At 64.4% G+C, this 5,021-nt stretch carries 6 protein-coding genes; 4 read left to right on the forward strand and 2 right to left on the reverse strand.

Annotation, left to right across the window (positions count from 1 at the left end):
• Positions 1–26 precede the first annotated feature (26 nt).
• A complete protein-coding gene (locus BHE81_RS04545) occupies positions 27–932 on the forward strand; it encodes a LysR family transcriptional regulator (RefSeq protein WP_004190483.1) in 906 nt (301 codons plus the stop codon).
• Positions 933–951: 19 nt separating this feature from the next.
• Here the strand turns inward: BHE81_RS04545 and BHE81_RS04550 are convergent, their stop codons facing one another.
• The gene (locus BHE81_RS04550; RefSeq protein ID WP_110246585.1) at positions 952–1,875 is read right to left on the reverse strand and encodes a LysR family transcriptional regulator; all 924 of its coding nucleotides are present in this window, start codon (positions 1,873–1,875) and stop codon (positions 952–954) included.
• 87 nt (positions 1,876–1,962) lie between these two features.
• Between BHE81_RS04550 and BHE81_RS04555 the strand changes: the two genes are divergently transcribed.
• Together BHE81_RS04555 and BHE81_RS04560 are read left to right on the forward strand one after the other, a co-directional pair.
• Positions 1,963–2,832: an MBL fold metallo-hydrolase gene (locus tag BHE81_RS04555; protein ID WP_072277578.1), complete on the forward strand. Its 870-nt coding sequence runs from the start codon at positions 1,963–1,965 to the stop codon at positions 2,830–2,832.
• Complete coding sequence (locus BHE81_RS04560; RefSeq protein ID WP_023342864.1) at positions 2,825–3,736, forward strand: NmrA/HSCARG family protein; 912 nt, start codon at positions 2,825–2,827, stop codon at positions 3,734–3,736. Before BHE81_RS04555 ends, BHE81_RS04560 begins: the two co-directional genes overlap by 8 nt.
• A 56-nt stretch (positions 3,737–3,792) precedes the next feature.
• Here BHE81_RS04560 and BHE81_RS04565 read toward each other — a convergent pair whose 3' ends face one another.
• Positions 3,793–4,341: a TetR/AcrR family transcriptional regulator gene (locus BHE81_RS04565; protein ID WP_020803975.1), complete on the reverse strand. Its 549-nt coding sequence runs from the start codon at positions 4,339–4,341 to the stop codon at positions 3,793–3,795.
• An 88-nt stretch (positions 4,342–4,429) separates the two neighbouring features.
• On the opposite strand from BHE81_RS04565, the gene BHE81_RS28575 reads away from it, so the two are divergent.
• Positions 4,430–5,021 (forward strand): NADP-dependent oxidoreductase (locus BHE81_RS28575; RefSeq protein ID WP_023159483.1); only part of this gene is annotated, 592 nt, incomplete at its 3' end.

The following is a 5,021-nucleotide window of genomic DNA, read 5'->3' on the forward strand; positions in this document are numbered from 1 at the left end:
GCCGGGGGGGGGGGGGAGGTAACGAAATGGACAAACTGGATGCCATGCAGGTCTATGTTGCGGTCGTGGATGCCCACAGCTTCGCCCGCGCGGCGGAGGTGCTCGGGCAGCCGCGCTCCACGGTATCGCGGGTGGTGAAGGAGCTGGAAGCCTGGCTCGGGGCGCAGCTTCTCCAGCGCACCACCCGCAAGCTCAGCGTGACGGCGGAGGGTCGCCGGTATTATGAGGAGTGTAAAAGGCTGCTGGCCGAGATGGCGGCGATGGAAGCCTCCTTTCCCGGGCGCTCGGCTCAGCCCGCCGGGCGGTTCAAGGTAGGGATGCCGCAATCCCTTGCCCGCCACTGCATTCTGCCGAGGATCGGCGAGTTTTTGCAGCAGTATCCCGACCTGGAGCTGATCCTCTGCTCAAGCGACAACGTGGAAGATATTATTCAGGAGGGATTCGACTGCGTGATCCGTACCGGGCGGATCGAAGATTCCACCACCCTGGTGGCGCGTCCTCTGGCCCGCTACCGCTGGATGGTCCTCGCCTCGCCGGCCTGGCTCGCGGCCCACGGCCGGCCGCAGAGCATCGACGAACTGCACCAGCATCGGGCGGTGGGCTACCTGAATCACCGTACCGGGCGGACCATCGACTGGCTTTTCTCCCTCGATGAAGGCGACTGCGCGATCCGCATGCGGGAGACGCTGGTGGTCGACGATACCGATGCCTACATTCAGGCCGGCATTCAGGGGCTGGGCCTGATCCGCGTCGCCAGCTATCTGGCGCAACCTTATCTGCAGAGCGGGGCGCTGGTCGCCTGTCTGGAGCAGGCCGCTTCTGATCTTCCCTTGTCGCTGGTCTATCCGCAAAACCGCTATCTGCCGCCGGCGGTGCGCGCGTTTTATGACTGGAGCAGGCGTGTGCTGCAACCCCCGCACAGCGAGGCCTGATGCCGGGGCATCGGCCCGGTTATTGGAGGCGCATGGCCTGTTTTAACTTCGTCACCAGCCAGTTCAGCGCCGGATCCTGCGCCCGCCGTTTGTGCCGCAAAATGCACAGCGTAAATTCCGGATACGCTACCGGCGGAGCGTCCGCGCGCAGCGCATACTGCGCCTGCCAGCGCTGCGCCAGCCCCTGCGGGACGGTGGCGAACAGCGGCAGGGTGGTCAGCAGCAGGGGAAAGGTGGAGAAATTCTGCGTGGCAAAGCGCACGCGCCGCGCGAGCCCCTGGCTGGCGAGCTGGCGGTCAATTTCACCGTGGCCGGTTTCGCGATAGGCCACCATCACATGTTCCCAGGCGACAAAGTCGCTCACCGACAGCGGACCGCGGCAGGGGATCTGCTGCGGCGACCACAGGGTGGTGACTCCCATGGACATCACCGGCTCGCTGACGATCTCCCCACGGCTCTGTTTGTTGACAGACACCGCGACATCAATGCGCTCCTCCTCCAGCAACTGGCGAACCTGGAAGGGGTCGGTGGCTATCGACTGCAGTGACACTCCGGGCGCCTCCTGCATCAGCCCGGGTAACAGCGGGGGCATCAGCCAGTGTTCGCTCCAGTCGCTGAGGCCGATGCGAAAAAGCTGCTGCGCGCGCGCCGGGACGAACTCTCCGGCGCCAAACATCGCCGAATGCAGGTTTTCCATCAGCGGCTGCAGGTCGGTCATCAGCGCTTGCGCCCGCGGCGTCGGCAGCATGCCTCTGGCGCTGCGGACGAACAGCGGGTCGTCAAACATCTCGCGCAGCCGTTTCAGCGCCCCGCTGATAGCCGGCTGGCCAAGATGGAGCACCTCTGCGGTGCGGGTGACGCTCTCTTCGCGGTACAGCACCATCAAGACTGTCAACAGATTCAGATCGATACGACTAAAATCATTTTCAATGATTTTGTTCATTATGATAATCAATTTGAATGTGGGTTATCCCGGAAGCATAGTGAATATCACCCCGATAAATCAACCAGCGCAATGCGCGCGGAGGGAGTGATGCAAACTTACCAGACAGGCGATAGCCTGATTTTCAAAGTGCCGGAGCGCGAGATTTCCCTGCAGCCGGCAGCGCTCTATCCAGAGGCGTTCCCGGTAGCGGAGGCGGAGGCCGTTATTCAGCCGATTGCGCTGTCAATCCACAGCTGGGTGGTGCAGACCCCCTACGATCTGATTGTTATCGATACCGCCACCGGCAATGGTCGGGAGCGCGGCGGCAATCCGCTCTATCATCAACTTAACACGCCGTATCTGGAGAATCTCCGCGCCGCGAGAGTGAACCCGGAGGACGTGACCCTGGTGCTACTGACTCACCTGCATACCGACCATGTCGGATGGAATACCGTCTGGCAGGACGATCGCTGGGTGCCGCTGTTTCCCAACGCCCGCTATCTGTGCTCGGCAAAAGAGCTGTCGCGGGTGAAAAACAGCGAACGCTACCGGGCGCTGTGGCTTGACAGCCTGCTGCCGGTGATTGAGGCCGGCCAGCTGGAGACCGTCGATGTGGCGACCCGGCCGCGGGTCGGCGGACGGATCGACTTTATTCCCACCCCCGGCCACAGTCCGGACCATGCCGCGCTGATCCTCGCCGCCGGTGATGACTACGCCTGTTTCTCCGGCGATCTTCTGCATTCCCCGATCCAGTTTGCCCATCCGCAGTGGAATTCAGCGTTCTGCGGCGATCCCCGGCAGGCGGAAGTCTCGCGACGGGAGATGATGGCGTGGGGGGCAAGCCATCATGCTCAATGGTTCACCGGGCATTTTGCCGGGCCTTCCTGCGGCTGGCTGGAGAAGGATAAGCAAGGTGACTATCGCTGGCGAGAGGCCGGGAAACAGGCTGCAGATAAGGGGAACAGTGATGAATAATGCGCAAACCGTGTTGGTTTTTGGCGCCACCGGTCAGCAGGGCGGCTCGGTGGCGCGGGCGCTGCTGCACCGCGGCTGGCGGGTTCGGGCGCTGGTCAGGGATCCTTTCTCCGCCGGGGCCGCTGCGCTGGCGGCGCGGGGAGCCGAGCTGGTCGTGGGAACCTTTGAAGACCGGGCGGCAATGCGGTCGGCGATGGCCGGGGTCGACGGCGTCTTCAGCGTCCAGCCCAGTTCGCCGGGAGGGACGGTGACCGATGAGCAGGAGGTACGCTACGGGATAACCATCGCCGATCTCTCCGTCGAGTGCGGGGTGAAGCATCTGGTGTACAGCTCCGGCAGCGCGACGGGGGAGACGCCGACCGGCGTAGCGCATTATGACACCAAAGCGGAAATTGAACGGCATATTCGCCGCCTGCCGCTGGCGGCGACCATCGTGCGGCCCGCCACCTTTATGGAGCTGCTGGTGATGCCCGGTTTTGGCCTTGATGAAGGTCGTTTTCAATTTTTTATGCTGCCGGAGGGGAGAATGCAGGTGCTGGCGGTGGAGGATATCGGCCATCTTGTCGCGGCGGTTTTTGCCGCGCCGGCGCGGTTTGCCGGCAAGACGTTCGAGATCGGCAGCGACAGCGTGACCGGCCGTCAGCTGGAGGGGTTATTCTCCGCGGCGGCGGGACGGCCGATCCCCTATTCGCGATTTTCCGACGAGGTGCTGGCCGCCAGTCCTTTTCTGCATAAGCTGACCAGGCTGGTGGACGACGGGCGGCTGGCGGGGCACGCCGACCTCGACGCCCTGCGCCAGCTGCACCCGCAGCTGCACACCTTCGCCGGCTGGCTGGCAGGCCCCGGCCGTCCCGCCTTCGAGCGGGCGCTGACCAGCGCGGCCAGCTGGGCGTTTGATCGTTAAAGGCTGGCGTTCTGGTCACCCGCCAGGCGCGCTGTCTCGTCGGTGACCAGCCGCCGCTAGCCGGCAGTCAGGATCGCGTCGGCCAGCACCGCTAAAATCCGCTCTGCGCGCGGGGCATGGGACGGTTGCTCCCGCAGCCAGGCAAGCGCGGCGATCAGATCGAACAGTTCGTCTCCGCTGAGATCTGGTCGTGCCTGCCCGGCCTGCTGCGCGCGGGTCAGTAGCGACGTACCGGCGGCGCGCAGGGCAACGCAGGCGCTGTGCAGGGCGGATTCAGGATCGTCGATGGCGCTCATCAGCGGGGCGATGATCCCGCGATGCTGATGGGTAAACGCCACGCTCTCGGCCAGCCACTCCAGCAGCGCCGCGGCAGGATCGGCGGCGCGCAGAAGCGACTCAGCCCGGGCGGTTAGCGCCGCAAAGCGGCTGCGGAGCAGGGCTTCCAGCAGGCTGTCGCGGTTGGGAAAGTGGCGGTAGAGGGTTCCCATTCCGACGCCCGCCCGGCGGGCGATATCGCGCAGCGAGGCCTCGGCGCCTTGCTCCACAAACACTTCCCGGGCCACGTCGATCAACAGATCATAATTTTTTCTGGCATCAGCTCTCATTGGCGTTCCTTGACAATCGGAGCACTGCTCCATATATTCGGAACAGTGCTCCGTTAAATATAACGCATTTCCATATGAGGAGAAAGCGATGTCGACGCAGATGATGAAGGCCGTTCAACAGCACGCCTTTGGCGGGCCGGAAGTCCTGAGCTATGAGGATGCGCCCATGCCGGTCCTGCAGGCCGGTGAAGTACTGGTACAGGTGCACGCGGTGGGCGTGAACCCGCCGGACAGCTATCTGCGCGATGGCTATCAACAGCTGCCGCCGGAGTGGCGGCCCGAGGTCCGCTTTCCCTTGATCCTCGGGACCGATCTCTCCGGGGTGGTGGTGGCGCGGGCGGATGACGTCCGGGAGGTGGCGGTCGGCGACGAAGTGTATGCTATGGCGCGTTTTCCCGAAGGGGCGGCAGGGGGCAGCCGCGCTTACGCCGAGTACGTTAGCGTGCCGGTCAGCGACCTCGCTCGCAAACCCCTAACCCTGAGCCATCAGCAGGCCGCCGCGGTGCCGATGTCGCTCCTCACCGCCTGGCAGTTCATGATCGATCCCGGGCATGAGGTGGCGAATCCGCTGCAGCCGGGGCCGCATCGGCCGGTGCCGCTGGCGGGTAAACGCGTCCTGGTCAACGGTGCGGCAGGGGGAGTCGGTCATTTCGCCGTGCAGCTGGCAAAGTGGCAGGGCG

Source organism: Klebsiella sp. AqSCr (genome assembly GCF_008452795.1).
Taxonomy (GTDB): domain Bacteria; phylum Pseudomonadota; class Gammaproteobacteria; order Enterobacterales; family Enterobacteriaceae; genus Klebsiella; species Klebsiella pneumoniae.